This is a genomic window from Bacteroides sp. AR20 (genome assembly GCF_964250605.1).
Lineage (GTDB): Bacteria > Bacteroidota > Bacteroidia > Bacteroidales > Bacteroidaceae > Bacteroides > Bacteroides uniformis.
Genome location: NZ_CAXUGK010000022.1, coordinates 23,444 through 40,121, shown reverse-complemented (window position 1 = coordinate 40,121; position 16,678 = coordinate 23,444). Strand labels below are relative to the sequence as shown.

The following is a 16,678-nucleotide window of genomic DNA, read 5'->3' as shown; positions in this document are numbered from 1 at the left end:
TTCAATGAGAAAAGCTATTGAAACATTAAAGAATATATGGAAAATTGAGGATCTGAGACAACGGATCCTCATTACCATATTGTTTGTGGCAATCTACCGTTTTGGTTCGTATGTCGTTTTGCCGGGTATCAATCCGTCAATGCTGACACAATTGCATCAACAGACAAGCGAAGGTCTTTTAGCCTTGTTAAATATGTTTTCCGGAGGAGCATTTTCCAATGCCTCTATTTTTGCATTGGGTATCATGCCGTACATCTCTGCCTCCATTGTGATTCAGTTGCTGGGTATTGCGGTTCCGTATTTCCAGAAATTGCAGCGCGAAGGTGAGAGTGGTAGAAGAAAAATGAATCAATATACTCGTTATCTGACGATTCTTATTCTTTTGGTTCAGGCTCCTTCTTATTTGCTCAATCTTAAGATGCAGGCTGGTCCTTCTTTAAATGCTTCATTAGATTGGACTCTGTTTATGTTTACTTCTACCATTATTTTAGCGGCTGGAAGTATGTTTATTTTGTGGCTTGGTGAGAGAATTACGGATAAGGGTATCGGTAATGGTATTTCGCTGATTATCATGATTGGTATCATCGCCCGTCTGCCACAGTCCTTATTCCAGGAATTGATTTCCCGTATGACGGACAAGACTGGTGGTCTGGTAATGTTCTTGATTGAGCTTGTTGTTCTGCTGGTTGTTATTGCATTCGCTATTCTTTTGGTGCAGGGAACTAGAAAGATTCCTGTACAATATGCGAAGAAGATCGTGGGTAACAAGCAATATGGCGGTGCTAGACAGTATATTCCTTTGAAGGTGAATGCTGCTAACGTGATGCCTATCATTTTTGCTCAGGCTATCATGTTTATTCCTATCACTCTTGTTGGGTTCTCAAATGTAAATGATGCAAGTGGTTTCGTACGTGCATTGACTGATCATACAAGCTTTTGGTATAATTTGATTTTTGCAGTGTTGATTATATTGTTTACGTATTTCTATACTGCAATTACTATTAACCCGACTCAGATGGCTGAAGATATGAAGAGAAACAATGGTTTTATTCCGGGTATCAAGCCAGGAAAGCAAACTGCTGAGTATATTGACGTGATTATGTCGCGTATTACTTTGCCTGGTTCTTTCTTCTTGGCCTTGGTTGCCATTATGCCTGCGTTTGCCGGTATATTCGGTGTGAAAGCTGAGTTTGCTCAATTCTTTGGCGGTACATCTTTGTTAATCCTTGTGGGTGTGGTGCTTGATACTCTCCAGCAGGTAGAAAGTCATTTGTTGATGAGACACTATGACGGTTTGCTGAAATCCGGACGTATTAAAGGCCGCAGTGGTAATGTGGCTGCATATTAATCTTTTTTGAAGAATGATATTTCTTAAAACAGAAGATGAAATAGAGCTGCTCCGCAAGAGTAATTTGCTTGTTGGAAAGACGTTGGCTGAGATAGCTAAGGTTATAAAGCCCGGAGTGACAACAAAAGAGCTGGATAGGGTGGCGGAAGAGTTCATCAAAGACAATGGTGCTGTTCCAACCTTTAAAGGTTTTCCTAATCAATATGGCGATCCGTTTCCAGCTTCTATTTGCACATCTGTAAATGACCAGGTGGTACATGGTATTCCGGGAGATGATGTGGTACTGAAAGATGGTGATATCGTGTCTGTTGATTGTGGTACTTACATGAATGGCTTTTGTGGCGACTCAGCCTATACGTTTTGTGTAGGTGAAGTTGACGAAGAAGTCCGCAAATTACTGAAGGTTACTAAAGAAGCATTGTACATAGGGATACAGAATGCCGTTCACGGCAGGCGGTTGGGTGATATCGGTTATGCGATACAGCAGCACTGCGAATCTAATTCTTATGGTGTGGTGCGTGAGTTTGTGGGTCACGGAATAGGCAAGGAAATGCATGAAGATCCTCAGGTTCCCAATTACGGAAAGCGTGGTTATGGGACAATGCTGAAGAAAGGCTTGTGCATTGCCATTGAACCGATGATAACTTTAGGTAACCGACAAATACTCATGGAGCGTGATGGCTGGACGGTGAGGACAAAAGACCGCAAGTGTGCAGCTCATTTTGAACATACGATAGCAGTCGGCACTGGTGAAGCTGATATATTGTCATCATTCGAGTTCATTGAAGAAGTATTAGGAGATAAAGCAATTTAAGAAATTAATATGGCAAAGCAATCTGCAATAGAACAAGATGGAGTTATAGTTGAAGCATTGTCTAATGCAATGTTTCGTGTTGAATTAGAAAACGGACATGAGATTACTGCACATATTTCCGGTAAGATGCGGATGCATTACATCAAAATCCTGCCAGGGGATAAAGTAAGAGTCGAAATGTCTCCTTACGATTTATCGAAAGGAAGAATTGTATTTAGATATAAATAAAATTAAGATATGAAAGTAAGAGCATCCTTAAAGAAACGTACGCCAGAGTGTAAGATCGTTAGACGTAATGGCCGTTTGTATGTTATTAACAAGAAAAATCCTAAGTATAAACAACGTCAAGGATAATATTATTATTTTTGCAAAAAAAATAATTTAGTATATGGCTATAAGAATAGTTGGTGTCGATTTGCCTCAAAACAAGAGAGGTGAAGTTGCGTTGACCTATGTATATGGTATAGGTCGTAGTAGTTCAGCAAAAATTTTGGATAAAGCAGGTGTTGACAGAGACCTGAAAGTAAAAGACTGGACGGATGATCAGGCTGCCAAGATTCGTGAGATCATTGGTGCAGAGTATAAGGTTGAAGGTGATCTTCGTTCTGAAGTTCAATTGAACATTAAGCGTTTAATGGATATCGGTTGCTATCGTGGTGTTCGTCATCGTATTGGTCTTCCAGTAAGAGGTCAGAGCACAAAGAACAATGCCCGTACTCGTAAGGGTAGAAAGAAAACCGTTGCTAATAAGAAAAAAGCTACTAAATAATAATTGTTGATATGGCAAAAAAAACAGTTGCAGCAAAAAAGAGAAATGTGAAGGTTGATGCTAATGGACAGTTGCATGTTCATTCATCTTTTAACAACATTATTGTTTCTCTGGCAAACAGCGAAGGTCAGATCATTTCTTGGTCTTCTGCCGGAAAGATGGGTTTTAGAGGTTCAAAGAAGAACACTCCCTACGCAGCACAGATGGCTGCTCAAGATTGTGCTAAGATAGCATACGATCTTGGCTTGAGAAAGGTAAAAGCATATGTGAAGGGCCCGGGTAACGGACGTGAGTCTGCTATTAGAACTATCCACGGTGCAGGTATCGAGGTTACTGAAATCATTGACGTAACTCCGCTTCCGCACAACGGTTGTCGTCCTCCGAAAAGACGTAGAGTTTAAAATTTACCTTTAATAGAAGTGAGACTTGATTTTGTTATTGGATTGTAAACTTTCTCTCTGCAATCGCGGCTGCAACAAACCCAAGTTCATGAATAAACAATTAAATATTTAAAAGAAATGGCTAGATATACTGGACCAAAATCAAGAATAGCTCGTAAATTCGGTGAAGGTATCTTTGGAGCAGATAAAGTATTGTCAAAGAAGAACTATCCTCCCGGACAGCACGGTAATTCCAGAAAGAGAAAGACTTCTGAATACGGTGTTCAACTTCGTGAGAAACAGAAAGCCAAATATACTTATGGCGTTTTGGAAAAACAATTCCGCAACTTGTTTGAGAAGGCTGAGACTGCTAAAGGTATTACTGGTGAAATCCTTCTCCAATTGTTGGAAGGTCGCCTTGACAATATCGTATTCCGTTTGGGTATTGCTCCTACTCGCGCAGCTGCTCGTCAGTTGGTGAGCCACAAGCACATTACTGTAGACGGTGAGGTTGTGAATATTCCTTCTTATGCAGTGAAACCGGGTCAGGTGATCGGTGTTCGTGAAAGATCCAAATCATTGGAAGTTATCGCTAATTCACTGGCTGGCTTTAACCATAGCAAATATCCTTGGTTGGAATGGGATGATAACTCTAAGGTAGGCAAATTGCTGCATGTACCTGAAAGAGCAGACATTCCTGAAAACATTAAAGAGCATTTGATCGTAGAATTGTATTCTAAATAATAATTAATTTCATGGCGATATTAGCATTTCAAAAACCTGATAAAGTATTAATGTTGGAAGCGGACTCTAGATTCGGAAAATTCGAATTTCGTCCGTTGGAGCCCGGTTTCGGTATTACCGTGGGTAATGCACTGCGCCGCATCCTGCTTTCTTCATTGGAAGGTTTTGCTATCACTACTATCAAGATAGACGGTGTTGAGCATGAATTTTCCAGTGTTCCGGGGGCAAAAGAGGATGTTACTAACATTATCTTGAATCTGAAACAAGTGAGATTCAAGCAAGTAGTTGAAGAATTCGAGAGTGAGAAAGTAAGTATTACAGTCGAGAATTCAAGTGAATTTAAAGCAGGTGACATAGGTAAGTATTTGACTGGATTTGAAGTGTTAAATCCTGAATTAGTTATTTGTCATTTAGATTCAAAGTCGACTATGCAGATAGATATTACGATCAACAAAGGTCGTGGTTATGTTCCTGCTGACGAAAACCGCGAATATTGCACCGATGTGAACGTAATTCCTATCGATTCTATTTATACTCCGATACGTAATGTGAAGTATCAGGTAGAGAACTTCCGTGTAGAGCAGAAGACCGACTACGAGAAACTGGTACTTGAGATTACTACCGACGGTTCCATTCATCCGAAAGAAGCCCTGAAAGAAGCTGCAAAGATTCTGATTTATCACTTCATGCTTTTCTCTGACGAGAAGATCACGCTGGAAACAAATGATGTTGACGGCAATGAAGAGTTTGATGAAGAAGTATTGCACATGCGTCAGTTGCTGAAGACCAAGCTCGTTGATATGGATCTCTCTGTACGTGCCCTCAACTGTCTGAAGGCTGCAGATGTAGAGACTCTTGGTGACTTGGTACAATTCAACAAGACGGATTTGCTGAAATTCAGAAACTTCGGAAAGAAATCGCTTACCGAGCTTGATGATTTGCTGGAAAGTCTGAATCTGTCGTTTGGAACTGATATTTCTAAATATAAATTAGATAAAGAATAAAAAATGAGACATAATAAGAAATTCAACCATTTGGGTCGTACTGCCTCTCATAGAAACGCTATGTTGGCTAATATGGCGTGTTCTTTGATTAAGCACAAAAGAATCACTACGACCGTTGCAAAGGCTAAAGCTTTGAAGAAGTTTGTTGAGCCTTTGATTACAAAGGCTAAAGACGATACGACTAATTCCCGTCGTGTTGTATTTAGCAATTTGCAAGACAAGTATGCTGTAACTGAATTGTTTAAAGAAATCTCTGTGAAGATTGCTGATCGTCCGGGTGGTTACACTCGTATTATCAAGACTGGTAACCGTTTGGGTGACAACGCTGAAATGTGCTTCATTGAACTCGTTGACTACAACGAAAACATGGCTAAGGAAAAGGTTGCCAAGAAGGCTACTCGTACCCGCCGTTCAAAGAAAGCTGCTGCTACTGAAGCTACTCCTGCTGCAGAAACTGCTGCACCAGTTGCAGAAGCTCCTGCTGCTGAGGAAGCTAAAGCTGAATAATTCAACTATTCTTTTTATATATAGAAGCCGTTCCAATTTGTTTGGAGCGGCTTTTTATTTCCTATAAATCATCCAAGAAACATTAAAAGATGTGTGCATTAAACAAATTCCTGAAAGAAACTGTTATATTTGCACATAGATATGGCTAAATTCTTAAGATTCATAGGATTCATGGTACTTGCATTGGCTTTATGGCAGACTGCAAGCGATACATTTGCCAATAAAGCGGTGAGTGGTGGGAATGTTGTGAGTGAGAATACTATTGCCGTACATGAGCAGACTGATGCCTATATTGCGATGCCTCAATTGCCTTATCTGCCGGATGCAGAGCTGGCGGGCATGGGTGGACAATTACATTCGCTGACGTACTCCCGTATACAGCGTATTTCTACCACGGAATATATATTTTCTTTAAAGGACTGGATTGACAAACTGGCCCAGCGAGCGGCTGTTTTGTCTCTGCATCGTGAGAAACTCTATGATGCCACTGCCTATTATCGTTGCCAGCCGGTGTGCGAATATTACATTTTCACACTAAGGCGTATTCTCATTTAGTGTTTTATTGAATTTTCCTTTTTCCCTTGTGTATGGTCAGACTATGTGTTTTTGCAGGGAAATACTGTATTTTCTATTTCTAATAAATTCATTAAAACATATTATAATTATGGCAACTCAAACTATTGACGCAACTCTTTTTGCGTCTTCACATCCCGATATTGTAAAGCGTACCAGTGTTTCAGGACTTATCTTTTCAGTAGCTATGCTGCTGGTCGGTGTTTTTATTTTTGCATCCATTTTTGAGATGAGTGATAAATCTTCCACTCTCAGCATGGCTTTGATGGTGCTGGGTACGGCATTCGTCTTGCTTGGCGTGTTCCGTCTGTTTTGGAAATCGAAGGAAGTGGTCTATTTGCCGACGGGCAGTGTGACCAAGGAACGCAGTGTTTTCTTCGATTTGAAATATTTGGGCAAACTTACAGATATGATTGAGAATGAACAGCTGAATGGCGAGACTGAAATAAAAAGTAGCGGCAGTGGAAATGTGCGCATGGATGTCATGATTTCGCAGGACAATAAATTTGCGGCTGTACAGTTGTATCAGTTTGTGCCTTACACGTATACTCCGGTAACTTCCGTACGCTACTATACGGGTAGCGATGCGGTTGCAGTATCTACTTTCCTGGAGAAATGTAAAACAGCATAATCAGTCAAAGAGTTAGACTTGACTTTAACTGTGGTGGGGATTAGTCGGCAACGGCAATCCCCATTTTTTTCATCAGGAAGCAGGCGTTCATATTCTGGGCGATGCCTGGGCGCAAGCGGTAGGAGAAGGTCAGTTCATTGTCTGTAATGTCTGCTTCGAAGCGATAGTTGCGGATGTCATCGGGGAAGAGGTCGATGAGTGTTCCCAGCAGCAGGTCGTGGGTGGCAATGATGCCATTGGCCTGCAAAGTCATGAATTGCTTGATAAGGGAAAAGGAGCCTTTCTGCTTGTCCATGGAGTTGGTACCTTTCAGAATTTCGTCGAGGATGATGAAAAGCTCCTCACCAGCCTGCAGCTTGTCTATGATGAGTTTCAGACGTTTGAGTTCGGCAAAGAAGTAGGACTCGTTGTCGTTCAGTGAATCCGAGGTACGCAGGCTAGTGATGAGCCGGGCCGGGCATATTTCCATTTGGCGGGCACAGACGGGGGCGCCGATGCAGGCAAGGAGGTAATTGATGCCCACCGTACGCAGATAGGTGCTTTTCCCTGCCATGTTGGCGCCGGTGACGATGATGAAAAACGGTCGTTTCACCATGTCGATGTCATTGCGGACACAGCGGTCACGGTTCATCAGCGGATGGCCCAGGGCTTCGGCACGGAGACGGAAGGAGGAAGGGGCATTGATGGGTGCTTCCGTTTCAGAATTGCTTTCTTCTTCTTTATTTAGGTTTCCTTTTCCCTTTCTTTCCGCTTGAACTATCTTTGGGTAAATATAGTCCGGATGATTATAGGCAAATGTTGCCAGTGAGTTGAGCGCATCCATTTGTCCGATGGCATCGAGCCACCCGGGCAGTTCAGCGGCATATTGCTCTTTCCAGGCTTCAATGCGCATGATTTGACGCAGTTCCCAGAAGAAGAGGCCGTTCAGAATGACGTACATAAAGACATTGTTGCGTTGGTCGAGTTCATCCATGAGCTTGTTCAGCCTGCTGATGGAGTGGGAGGCTTTCCGTTTTTCTCCGTCAATCTGTTGTCTTATCTCTTTGAGCAGGGTGGCTTGTGCAGGCTGCTTTTCCATGAGGTGGAGCAGGGCGGCGTAGGTGGAGAGAATTTGCAGTTTTTTGCCATAGATGGCCTGCATCTTGGTGACTTTGCCAGTGAAGCCGAAGCCGGCGATGACGAAGCAGGTCCAGATGATGCCGTAGATACTTGCGGACAGAATTCCTGCCATGACGAGTGCGAGGCAGATGAGGTTGGCTCCCGTCACCAGTACCGGCAGGAGGCGCAGTAATTTCCGGCTCCGGAAGATGCTCGGACTTTCCGCCCATTGGCACAGTTCTGTTTCATCGGCGGCTTTTCCTTTGTACAGCAGGCCGAGGATACGGAAGCGCTGACGGAATTTCAGTTCCGGAGCCAGTTCACTGACGGCTTCTTGTCGGCGGATGATTTCTTCCTTTCTCTCGAGATGCTTCCCCAGCCAGTGGGCGAGGCGGTGTTTCCCGGGCTGTGTGCAGGTACGGTTGATGTACTGGAAAAGGGAATGCGGACCGAAAACATCCAAATCATAGGTGTAGAGATGGGTGGGGTCGATGTATGCTTCGCCGTCATCGAAAGAAGACGTATCGTAATCCAGAGCGGCGAGTTCCTGCTCGTTGATTTCCATCTTCTTTTCCAGATAGTCCTTGCGATGGAACAGCCGGTTGTGGTATTTCATTAAAAATAGGAACGGCAGTAGGGTGATGAGGGCAATGCAGGCCAGTATACCCCAGCTCTCGCTCCAGAAATAGATAATTCCTACTACTCCTGCCACAAACAGCAGCAGGCGCAGGCTGCCGATGCGGTAAATCTTCTGTTGTACTTTATTCAGTTCTTGTCTTGCCTCTTCTGCCGTGTTGCGGTAGACGGCGCTGATTTTATCTATCGTATTTATTTGCTCCATACATGTTAAGTTTAAGGCAAAGATATACATTTCCAATTGTTTTTTCCGCGATTTTTTGTCTACTTCCGATAAAAAATGTACCTTTCGCTCACTAAAACAAAGTTTCAGAAAAGAGGAGGTTGGGATATGAAGAAGAGTTGGTTGTTAGGCGTTCTGATGTTGCTGGCGGTTTTGCCGGTGGCGGCGCAACAGGTGATGTATTCCAATCTGAAAGAGTTGGTGGAGAACCGTGGCGATACGGTTACCACACTGAAGATTGAGAAGCGTACAAAGAACCAGATTTACCTCATGGGCGGTGCCGATTATCGTATTACGGTAGACGACAATCCCGGTCTTTGCCGTTATTTGAAGTCCCGTTGTTATGCTGTACGGGTAGATACCTCGCTTTATGTCAATTGCCGTAAGATGCGCTATAAGCGTTATCGCTTCGGGCAGTGGTATGCACCTGCCATGTGGCTCGGTGGAAAGGTTTACTTCTGTGCACAGCCTGTGGGACAAGCAGCCACCAGTACCATGACTCCCGATGATGCCACACGATTGGGCGGTGAAGTGGGAGACGCCATCAATGCTTCGGGACTGGTGCATGCCCGCGTCTATTACGAACTGAATCCCGAAACCGGAAAGTCCGAGTTCGTGGGACGTGAGCGAATGATGCAATTGCTTGCCGGATACCCGACACTGCACGCCGAATTCGAGAAAGAAACAAGCGAGTCGGCAGAGGTCATCGGCAAGTATCTGCGTGCACTCCGTCCATTAATCACTAATCATTAATCATTAATAAGATGATATTATTGCAAGACGTGCCCGATGGGTACGAATACTGCTTTGCGGGTAACGGAAAGTGCCCCAAAGCCTCTTCCTGCCTGCGGGCGATAGCGGCACAACTGTTGTCCGAGAGTGAAGCCCCCCAACCACAGTCCGTTCGTGCGGTGAATCCTTTTTATGTCAGCAGCTTGTCCGGGTCCTCCACTTGTGCCCGTTACCGCTCCAGCGAGCAGCTGCATTATGCCCGCGGTATGACACGCCTTTTCGACGAAGTACCCACCAAGCTGCTTTTCACCGTGCGCCATCGCGTGATGGGATGCTTCTCTTGCGAACGCTATTACTATCATTGCCGCAAGGGCGAGCGCCCTATCTCTCCCGAAGAACAGCAGCGGATAGCCCGGGTATTCAATGCGGTAGGCATAGGCACCAAGCCTAAGTTCGACCACTACGAGTATGCGGTAGCTTGGTGACCGGCTGCAAAGTCACTGCACACCTTTTGCAGCGTCACTGCAAACCCGTTGCAGTCGCGCTGCAAAGCAGTTGCAGTATCACTGCAAATAGGTATGCAGTGATGCTGCAAACGGTATGCAGTGGCACTGCAAAATGCATGCACTCACTTTGCAGTGAGAAGTCGCTGTTGTTCACGTTGTTACAGTATGAATACAATGAGGCCTTATCTCCCTCTTTTCGGCCTGCTGTTTACAGATTGCAGAAGAAGGATACGAATACCGGTACACTCATATCAATTAATATTCCGTGGAATATAGCGATAGGAATCACGTCCTTTCCGGAATATTGGGTGATGGAGGGTAGAAGTACATCCATCGAATTGACCCCTGCCGCCGATATAGGTGCCAGTTTGCCGAAATATTTCCGGATGAGCGGTGCACCCAGCAAAGCCATCATTTCACGGAAGATATTGGCAAGCAGGGCGATGGTGCCCAGCTCCGTGGCGAGTTGCAGGCCTATGGAAGGTTCCTTGAATTGCGTAATCAGAATGGAGGAAAGCGAATAATAAGCAAATCCGCTACCCACCGCCATGCAGTCGAACACACTCCATTGGCTCAACAGCAGACTGGCGAAGGCGGAGAACAACAGCGTTCCCACAATGGTGGCCATCGGCACCAAAAGCATTTTGGGCCGCAGGCTCTTGACCAGCTCCTTCAGTTTCTTGTTGCTCCCGATGCCGATGCCCACCTGGAACATCAATGCATAGAGCACATACATGGATAAGTCGTGCAGGTCGAACTGAAAATCATTGGCTACTCCCATCAGGCAGCCGGCACAGAAAAATGCAACAACCGTCAAACTTCCCTTCATCTCTTCTCTCCTTTCTTGAAAAATAGGTGAAACACCATCAGTGAGGCCAGCATGCTGCCCGTAATGCTCAGTGAGGCCAGTACGGCGGCCTGCCACCCGAATCTTCCCAGGTTGTCAACAATCAGACGGTTGGAACCGATGGATACACCGAGTACAAAGAGTAGCAGTAAGATGGTGAGCGAGGCGCTTTTCTCCACTTTTTGCAACATTTGTACGTTACGCATCAGGTATCCGATACCGATTCCTATAAACATGATGGATATAATTGTAAACATAAGTTTTCTTCTTTTTTGGGTGAATACATAGGTTAGTCCGGTTTCTTCGAACGGAAACTCCATACGCGGCATTTCCCCTTCCTTTTCTCGGTAAGGGAAGTGCAAAATAGTAAGATGTAAATTGCAGGGTAGTTAAATGAATCCGCTGAACCAATGTACGTGCACTATGAAATGGCCGCATAAGGTCTTGTTGCCCCATGTAGCATTGCGCGTATTGTATGTTGTAGTTAAGTACTGGTTCATATCGTTTTTGAATTTCGGTGCAAAGGTAATGCTAGTTTGAATAATTTCCAAATAAATATTCATAAATTGTTTTGCGAAAAAAAGACTCTTCAGTGCGTGGCCCCCCCCGTAAAAACATTATTTTTGCAAGAGAATAGAGGAAATACAAGAGCTCCTTTGTTTAGAAATATAGTTTTAAAAAGAGAAGAGATATGAAAAGATTGAGAGATTTAACTGCTGTTCTTGGCATGGTTGCTTTAACTGCTTGCAACAACGCCTCCATTGAAGGCTCCTGGGTGGAGCCGGTTCCGGGAATGCCCGGCATGCAGCAAGGTTTCGTTCTTGATGGGGACGGAAGCGCTTCTTCCATTAACATGGCCACCTTGAAATATGAGGCATGGAAAAAAGTAGGAAACCGGTTGTTGCTTTCAGGTACCAGCATCGGCAATCACCAGAATATTTCTTTCACGGATACGCTGACAATAGAAAAACTGACGCAGGACAGCTTGATTATCAAAAGAGGAGAGTTGCTCTTGAAATATGCCAGGAACAATGAAGTTCTGAATCAAAAAACAATACCTGCTGCGGTGCTTACCCCTGCCAAGAAACTTCTGTCGGTAAGAGGCGAGCTGGTCGTCGGCCATGAGGTGCGTTCCTTCAAAGCCGAAGGAGATTCTGCCGATTATTGGATTGTGGATGAGACCGGAGAACTCATGCAAAAATATGATGATATGACGAAAGGAGTTAAAAACGGAAAACCGGTATACGTAGAGTTGGAAGTAATCGATATGGGCAAAGCCGATGACGGATTTGCCGCCGATTATGAAGGTGTCTATCAGATAATGAAAATCAATAAAATGGCTTTAAAGTAAAATTCTTCTTTGTTGGTTTCTGACTAAAAGATAAATAATCCCGGCGTTCCATTGCGAATGTCGGGATTTATTTCTATATTGCGGCAAATATAACCTTTGTGGGCTGACACTTTGTAAATCCTTAATCTTTATAGGACATGGAGATAACCTTAAGTAAAACATTGCCTTCCTATCCTTCCTTTGTCGAGGGTATCCGGCGGGCACCCGACCGTGGCTACACCCTTACCCCTGCGCAGACGGCTACGGCATTGAAGAACGCTTTGCGCTACATCCCCAAAGAGCTGCACGAAACCCTCGCTCCGGAGTTCATGGAAGAACTGCGTACACGTGGACGTATCTATGGCTACCGCTACCGCCCGCAGGGCGACCTCAAAGCGAAACCCATCGACGAGTACAAAGGGAACTGTATTGAAGGCAAGGCCTTCCAGGTGATGATTGACAATAATCTTTGTTTCGACATCGCCCTTTATCCGTATGAATTAGTTACCTATGGTGAGACGGGACAGGTCTGTCAGAACTGGATGCAATACCGGCTCATCAAGCAGTACCTCGAAGTGTTGACGCGCGAGCAGACACTGGTTATCGAAAGCGGGCATCCGTTGGGACTGTTCAAATCCAAGCCCGAGGCGCCCCGTGTCATCATTACCAATGCGCTGATGGTGGGGCTCTATGATAATCAGAAGGACTGGCACACCGCTATGCAGATGGGTGTTGCCAACTACGGCCAGATGACTGCCGGCGGCTGGATGTACATCGGTCCGCAGGGCATCGTGCACGGCACGTTCAACACGTTGCTGAATGCAGGCCGTCTGAAACTGGGCATTCCGCAGGACGGCGATTTGCGCGGACGCTTGTTTGTTTCTTCCGGTCTGGGAGGCATGAGCGGTGCGCAGCCCAAAGCTGCCGAGATGGCAGGGGCGGCGGCAATCATAGCCGAGGTGGATGCTTCCCGCATCGAAACCCGCCATACCCAGGGCTGGGTGGGACACGTTACAGATTCTCTGGAAGAAGCCTTCTCGCTGGCTCGACAAGCTATGGACGAGTGTCGCCCGGTTTCTGTGGCCTATCACGGCAATGTCGTCGATTTGCTGGAATATGCGGTGCAGAAGCAGTTGCACATAGATTTACTTTCCGACCAGACTTCCTGCCATGCCACCTATGAGGGCGGTTACTGTCCTGCCGGACTGACGTTTGAGCAGCGTACCCATATGCTGCACGAGAATCCGTCGAAATTCCGGTGTCTGGTGGATGCTTCCTTGGAGCGTCATTTCAAGGCTATAAAAAGGCTGGTGGAACACGGCACGTACTTCTTCGATTATGGGAACTCCTTCATGAAAGCCGTCTACGATGCCGGCGTGAGCGAAATTGCTCGTGACGGAGATGATAAGAACGGCTTCATCTTTCCCAGCTATGTGGAAGACATAATGGGACCGGAACTGTTTGATTATGGTTATGGTCCGTTCCGCTGGGTGTGCCTCAGTGGAAGACATGAAGACTTGGTGAAGACCGACCGTGCGGCGATGGAATGTATCGACCCTACACGTCGCGGGCAAGATTTGGATAACTATAATTGGATTCGTGATGCGGAGAAAAACAACTTGGTGGTAGGCACGCAGGCTCGTATTCTTTATCAGGATGCCGTGGGACGTATGAATATAGCTTTGCGCTTCAATGAAATGGTGCGTAAGGGAGAGGTCGGCCCCATTATGTTGGGACGCGACCATCACGATGTCAGCGGTACAGACTCTCCATTCCGTGAAACATCCAATATCAAGGACGGCAGTAATGTCATGGCAGATATGGCGGTGCAGTGTTTTGCCGGAAACTGTGCGCGTGGCATGAGCTTGGTGGCCTTGCACAATGGAGGTGGCGTAGGTATCGGAAAAGCCATCAACGGCGGTTTCGGCATGGTGTGCGACGGCAGTGAGCGGGTAGACGAAATCCTGCGTTCCGCTATGTTGTGGGATGTGATGGGTGGTGTGGCCCGCCGTTCGTGGGCACGCAATCCGCATGCCATGGAGACGAGCGAGGAGTTTAACCGTACGCATGCAGACGGCTATCATATCACGATGCCGTATGTGGCTGATGAGAAGTTGGTGCAGAAAGTGGTGAAGGAGTAAGTAAAGTGATGATTTCATTTTTTAGACGCGGATAACGCGGATTTTTTCTTTCAAAAGAATCCCGACGTCTCTGTATTCCGATAAAAAGAATTCGCGTCATCTGCGTCTGAAAAATCAGAGTATATATATTTTTTTTTAAAGAGCATTATGAATAAGATTATGGAATGCGTCCCCAATTTCAGCGAAGGGCGCGATTTGCAGAAGATAGATAAGATAGTAGCTCCTTTTCGGGGCAAACAAGGTGTGAAACTGTTGGATTACAGTAACGATGAAGACCACAACCGCCTTGTGGTGACCGTAGTGGGCGAGCCGGAACCGCTTCGTGATGCTGTGCTCGAAGCTATCGGCGTGGCGGTAGAGCTGATAGACCTCAATCACCATCAGGGACAGCATCCTCGTATGGGTGCTGTAGATGTAGTACCTTTTATCCCCATCCGGAATGTGACGATGGAAGAAGCCGTTGCCCTCTCGAAAGAAGTGGGCAAGGAGGTTGCAAAACGTTACAATCTTCCCGTCTTCTTATATGAAAAGTCTGCTTCTGCCCCTCATCGGGAGAATTTGGCTGCTGTCCGTAAAGGGGAGTTCGAAGGTATGGCCGAGAAGATAAAGCAACCGGAATGGCATCCCGACTTCGGACTGGCCGAACGTCATCCCACCGCAGGCACAGTGGCTATCGGTGCCCGCATGCCTTTGGTGGCCTATAACATCAACCTCAATACCCCCAGTCTGGAGATAGCCCATGACATCGCTAAGAAAATCCGTTTCATCGGCGGAGGACTGCGTTATTGCAAGGCAATGGGAGTGGAGTTGAAGGACCGCGGCATCACGCAGGTATCCATCAACATGACGGACTATACCCGCACCGCCCTCTACCGTGCTTTCGAACTGGTGCGTGTGGAAGCCCGCCGCTACGGCGTCAGTATTGTGGGCAGTGAGATTATCGGTCTGGTGCCGATGGAGGCCTTGATAGATACAGCGTCCTACTATCTGGGATTGGAGAACTTCTCCATGGAGCAAGTCTTAGAAGCACGAATGTAACCGAATTAAATAGTACTAACTTAATTCCCCTCCCTACGGGGGAGGGGTTAGGAGAGAGGCTTTATGACAGAAAACCTTATTATATTCAATACCCGTGTAGTGACCCCCCTCGGCTTTTCTGCCCGTTGCGGCAAGGAGATGGAGCAACTGAGCATCATCGACAATGCTACGGTGGAAGTGACCGATGGCATCATCACCTACGTCGGACCTAACCGTGGAGAGGAGCGTGACGGCTATTATCAGCACTACTGGCATTACAATGCCCGCGGCAAGTGTCTGCTACCCGGCTTTGTGGACTCACACACACATTTTGTGTTTGGTGGCGAGCGTGCCGAGGAGTTCTCCTGGCGTTTGAAGGGAGAGAGTTACATGTCCATCATGGAACGTGGAGGAGGCATCGTGAGTACGGTGAAAGCTACCCGTGCATGCAATTTCATCCAGCTGCGCAGCAAGGCGGAGGGCTTTCTGAAGCAGATGAGTGCTATGGGAGTGACTACCGTAGAGGGAAAGAGCGGCTACGGTCTGGACAAGGAAACCGAGCTCCTGCAGCTTCGGGTGATGCGTAGCCTTAATAATGACGAGCACAAGCGTGTAGACGTTGTCTCCACTTTTCTCGGTGCACATGCTGTGCCTGCAGAATACAACGGACAGACGGACGAGTACGTGGACTACATTATCCGCGAAGTGATGCCCGTAGTGGTTCATAATAATTTGGCAGAGTTCTGCGATGTCTTCTGTGAGCAGGGCGTTTTCTCCATCGAGCAGTCCCGTCGCCTTTTGCTGGCAGCCAAGGAAATGGGACTTGCCTTGAAACTCCATGCCGACGAGATTGTACCATTAGGGGGTGCCGGACTGGCTGCTGAACTTTCTGCCGTCTCTGCCGACCATCTGCTGCATGCTTCGGATGCGGACATCCACGCCATGGCCGACAAGGGAGTTGTGGCGACCCTTCTTCCGCTGACAGCCTTTACTTTGAAAGAACCCTATGCTCGTGGACGCGAAATGATTGATGCCGGTTGTGCCGTGGCCCTTGCCACCGACCTCAATCCGGGCAGTTGTTTCTCCGGCTCCATCCCCCTGACATTTGCCTTGGCGTGCATTTATATGAAAATGAGTATTGAAGAGGCCATCACTGCCCTGACCTTGAACGGTGCCGCCGCCTTGAACCGCGCGGATAGCATCGGCAGCATCGAGGTGGGCAAGAAAGGAGACTTCGTAGTGCTCAATACGGATAATTATCACTTTCTACCTTATTATGTAGGTATGAATTGTGTCAATACCACCATAAAGGGGGGAGTGCTTTATCCTGTACTTTAAGAAGTGCTGATATCCCCTCTTAATCCTTAATCTTTAATAT

The 16,678-nt window shown here is 46.3% G+C and carries 20 protein-coding genes; 17 read left to right on the top strand and 3 right to left on the bottom strand.

Going from position 1 to position 16,678, the window contains the following annotated elements:
- Positions 1–4 precede the first annotated feature (4 nt).
- The 11 genes from secY (at position 5) to ACESTD_RS12300 (ending at position 6,770) form a co-directional block, all read left to right on the top strand.
- Positions 5–1,348 carry a preprotein translocase subunit SecY gene (gene secY, locus ACESTD_RS12350; RefSeq protein ID WP_005825690.1) on the top strand — a complete coding sequence of 448 codons (1,344 nt, stop codon included), beginning with the start codon at positions 5–7 and terminating at the stop codon, positions 1,346–1,348.
- Between the two features lie 13 nt (positions 1,349–1,361).
- Complete coding sequence (map, locus tag ACESTD_RS12345; RefSeq protein ID WP_195288770.1) at positions 1,362–2,162, top strand: type I methionyl aminopeptidase; 801 nt, start codon at positions 1,362–1,364, stop codon at positions 2,160–2,162.
- A 9-nt stretch (positions 2,163–2,171) separates the two neighbouring features.
- The gene (infA, locus tag ACESTD_RS12340; RefSeq protein ID WP_002558052.1) at positions 2,172–2,390 is read left to right on the top strand and encodes a translation initiation factor IF-1; all 219 of its coding nucleotides are present in this window, start codon (positions 2,172–2,174) and stop codon (positions 2,388–2,390) included.
- A 9-nt stretch (positions 2,391–2,399) separates the two neighbouring features.
- Entirely contained in the window at positions 2,400–2,516 is a 117-nt protein-coding gene (gene ykgO / locus ACESTD_RS12335; RefSeq protein ID WP_002558051.1) for a type B 50S ribosomal protein L36, read from the top strand.
- Positions 2,517–2,550: 34 nt separating this feature from the next.
- On the top strand, positions 2,551–2,931 hold the full coding sequence (gene rpsM, locus ACESTD_RS12330) for a 30S ribosomal protein S13 (RefSeq protein WP_004291218.1): 381 nt from the start codon (positions 2,551–2,553) through the stop codon (positions 2,929–2,931).
- A gap of 11 nt (positions 2,932–2,942) precedes the next feature.
- The gene (gene rpsK, locus ACESTD_RS12325; RefSeq protein WP_002558049.1) at positions 2,943–3,332 is read left to right on the top strand and encodes a 30S ribosomal protein S11; all 390 of its coding nucleotides are present in this window, start codon (positions 2,943–2,945) and stop codon (positions 3,330–3,332) included.
- A gap of 117 nt (positions 3,333–3,449) precedes the next feature.
- The gene (rpsD, locus tag ACESTD_RS12320; RefSeq protein ID WP_005825685.1) at positions 3,450–4,055 is read left to right on the top strand and encodes a 30S ribosomal protein S4; all 606 of its coding nucleotides are present in this window, start codon (positions 3,450–3,452) and stop codon (positions 4,053–4,055) included.
- Positions 4,056–4,066: 11 nt separating this feature from the next.
- A complete protein-coding gene (locus ACESTD_RS12315) occupies positions 4,067–5,059 on the top strand; it encodes a DNA-directed RNA polymerase subunit alpha (protein ID WP_005825683.1) in 993 nt (330 codons plus the stop codon).
- A 3-nt stretch (positions 5,060–5,062) separates the two neighbouring features.
- Positions 5,063–5,566, top strand: a complete 504-nt coding sequence (gene rplQ, locus ACESTD_RS12310) for a 50S ribosomal protein L17 (protein ID WP_005825680.1) — start codon at positions 5,063–5,065, stop codon at positions 5,564–5,566.
- Between the two features lie 141 nt (positions 5,567–5,707).
- Positions 5,708–6,121: a hypothetical protein gene (locus tag ACESTD_RS12305; protein ID WP_035450373.1), complete on the top strand. Its 414-nt coding sequence runs from the start codon at positions 5,708–5,710 to the stop codon at positions 6,119–6,121.
- A 109-nt stretch (positions 6,122–6,230) separates the two neighbouring features.
- Positions 6,231–6,770 (top strand): hypothetical protein, encoded by a 540-nt coding sequence (locus ACESTD_RS12300; protein ID WP_005833536.1) that lies wholly within the window; start codon positions 6,231–6,233, stop codon positions 6,768–6,770.
- Positions 6,771–6,810: 40 nt separating this feature from the next.
- On the opposite strand, the gene ACESTD_RS12295 is transcribed toward ACESTD_RS12300, so the two are convergent.
- Positions 6,811–8,709 carry a MutS family DNA mismatch repair protein gene (locus ACESTD_RS12295; RefSeq protein WP_009037299.1) on the bottom strand — a complete coding sequence of 633 codons (1,899 nt, stop codon included), beginning with the start codon at positions 8,707–8,709 and terminating at the stop codon, positions 6,811–6,813.
- A gap of 126 nt (positions 8,710–8,835) precedes the next feature.
- Between ACESTD_RS12295 and ACESTD_RS12290 the strand changes: the two genes are divergently transcribed.
- The gene (locus tag ACESTD_RS12290; RefSeq protein ID WP_334312484.1) at positions 8,836–9,480 is read left to right on the top strand and encodes a DUF6563 family protein; all 645 of its coding nucleotides are present in this window, start codon (positions 8,836–8,838) and stop codon (positions 9,478–9,480) included.
- Positions 9,481–9,491: 11 nt separating this feature from the next.
- Positions 9,492–9,944, top strand: a complete 453-nt coding sequence (locus ACESTD_RS12285) for a DUF6078 family protein (protein WP_117704078.1) — start codon at positions 9,492–9,494, stop codon at positions 9,942–9,944.
- Between the two features lie 229 nt (positions 9,945–10,173).
- Here ACESTD_RS12285 and ACESTD_RS12280 read toward each other — a convergent pair whose 3' ends face one another.
- Together ACESTD_RS12280 and ACESTD_RS12275 are read right to left on the bottom strand one after the other, a co-directional pair.
- Entirely contained in the window at positions 10,174–10,794 is a 621-nt protein-coding gene (locus ACESTD_RS12280) for a lysine exporter LysO family protein (RefSeq protein WP_005825665.1), read from the bottom strand.
- Positions 10,791–11,069, bottom strand: coding sequence for a LysO family transporter (locus tag ACESTD_RS12275; protein ID WP_005825664.1), 279 nt, complete (start codon positions 11,067–11,069; stop codon positions 10,791–10,793). Before ACESTD_RS12275 ends, ACESTD_RS12280 begins: the two co-directional genes overlap by 4 nt.
- A gap of 434 nt (positions 11,070–11,503) precedes the next feature.
- Between ACESTD_RS12275 and ACESTD_RS12270 the strand changes: the two genes are divergently transcribed.
- The 4 genes from ACESTD_RS12270 to hutI all read left to right on the top strand — a co-directional run bounded on the left by ACESTD_RS12270 (position 11,504) and on the right by hutI (position 16,638).
- The gene (locus tag ACESTD_RS12270) at positions 11,504–12,163 is read left to right on the top strand and encodes a lipocalin family protein (protein WP_195288768.1); all 660 of its coding nucleotides are present in this window, start codon (positions 11,504–11,506) and stop codon (positions 12,161–12,163) included.
- A gap of 137 nt (positions 12,164–12,300) precedes the next feature.
- Positions 12,301–14,283, top strand: coding sequence for a urocanate hydratase (locus ACESTD_RS12265; RefSeq protein WP_373158916.1), 1,983 nt, complete (start codon positions 12,301–12,303; stop codon positions 14,281–14,283).
- 147 nt (positions 14,284–14,430) lie between these two features.
- A complete protein-coding gene (ftcD, locus tag ACESTD_RS12260) occupies positions 14,431–15,321 on the top strand; it encodes a glutamate formimidoyltransferase (RefSeq protein WP_005833514.1) in 891 nt (296 codons plus the stop codon).
- Positions 15,322–15,384: 63 nt separating this feature from the next.
- Positions 15,385–16,638 carry an imidazolonepropionase gene (gene hutI, locus ACESTD_RS12255; protein ID WP_117991236.1) on the top strand — a complete coding sequence of 418 codons (1,254 nt, stop codon included), beginning with the start codon at positions 15,385–15,387 and terminating at the stop codon, positions 16,636–16,638.
- The last annotated feature ends 40 nt before the right edge of the window (positions 16,639–16,678 follow it).